Here is a 1,195-nt window from a genome sequence, read left to right on the forward strand (position 1 = left end):
TACGACATGCGGGAGATCGTGAACGCGATCCTCTACCAGGGGCGGACTGGTTGCCAGTGGGCCTACCTCCCGCACGACCTGCCGCAGAAGAGCGCGACATACTATTACTTCGCCGCCTGGCGGGACGACGGAACCGACCAGGTCATCCATGAACTCCTGCGCTGTCAGGTCCGTGAACGCGCCCGACGATTAGAGGACCCGACCCTGGTGGTACTGGACACCCAGAGTGTCCACGCGGCCGTCGGGGTCCCCGCCGCCACGACCGGCTACGATCCGGCCAAGCGGGTGCCGGGCCGCAAGCGCGGCGTGGCCGTGGACGTCCTCGGCCTGGTCATCGCGGTCGTCGTCCTCGCCGCGAACACCCACGACAACACCGCGGGCATTGTCCTACTGGACCAGGTTGCCGAGCACACCGGCGACACCGTCCGCAAAGCCCTGGTCGACCAGGGCTTCAAGAACCAGGTCGTCGAACACGGCGCCGCCCTGGGCATCGACGTCGAGATCGTCGAACGCGACCCCGGATACCGGGGATTCCTGCCGCAGCCGAAGCGGTGGAGGGTCGAGCAGACCTACGGAATCCTGATACTCCACCGGCGACTGGTCCGTGACTACGAGCACCGCACCGCCTCGTCCGCCTCCCGCATCTACTGGGCGATGTCCCATGTCATGATCCGCCGTCTCACCGGCACGAACACCTCCACCTGGCGCGAAGAGGCAGTTAGCGCGTGAACATCCGCCCCCTCCTTGAGGCACTGGACCTGCAGGAAGACGCCGCCCGGGCCCTGGCCGACGACCTGCGCACGCAGATCGACGACCTGCAGACCCGGCTACGGAAAGCCGAGACACACCTCGAGCACCTCGCGATCACCCGCAAGACCGTCACCGGCCTTGCCGACCGGCTCCCTGCATCCCCGCCCGAACTGCCCGAGCACCCGGACTACCCGCGCATCCTCGCCGCCTTCAACGAGGCGACCGGCCCCCTGCGGGCCAAGGACGTCTGCCAGGCCCTTGGCCATGAACTGCTGCCGAAGAACGTCGAAGGCACCCGGGCCAAGCTGAAGCGCCTAGTCAAACTCGGCATCCTCACCGAAGCCGAAACCGGCTGGTTTGCCCGGCAGCAGTAGCCGGCCGCGTGGCCAGCACCCCTACCCCAAGCCTCACTTCGAAACGGACATCAACCCACGAACCGCCCACT

At 67.2% G+C, this 1,195-nt stretch carries 2 protein-coding genes; both read left to right on the forward strand.

The genetic code is table 11. From position 1 onward, the window contains the following. Positions 1 to 729 (forward strand): IS5 family transposase (locus ACFYY7_RS45730; protein WP_388672424.1); only part of this gene is annotated, 729 nt, incomplete at its 5' end. Further along, positions 726 to 1,124: a hypothetical protein gene (locus ACFYY7_RS45735; RefSeq protein WP_388672427.1), complete on the forward strand. Its 399-nt coding sequence runs from the start codon at positions 726 to 728 to the stop codon at positions 1,122 to 1,124. The genes ACFYY7_RS45730 and ACFYY7_RS45735, both read left to right, overlap by 4 nt. Positions 1,125 to 1,195: the final 71 nt, after the last annotated feature.

This window comes from Streptomyces sp. NPDC001933 (genome assembly GCF_042890955.1).
GTDB lineage: Bacteria > Actinomycetota > Actinomycetes > Streptomycetales > Streptomycetaceae > Streptomyces.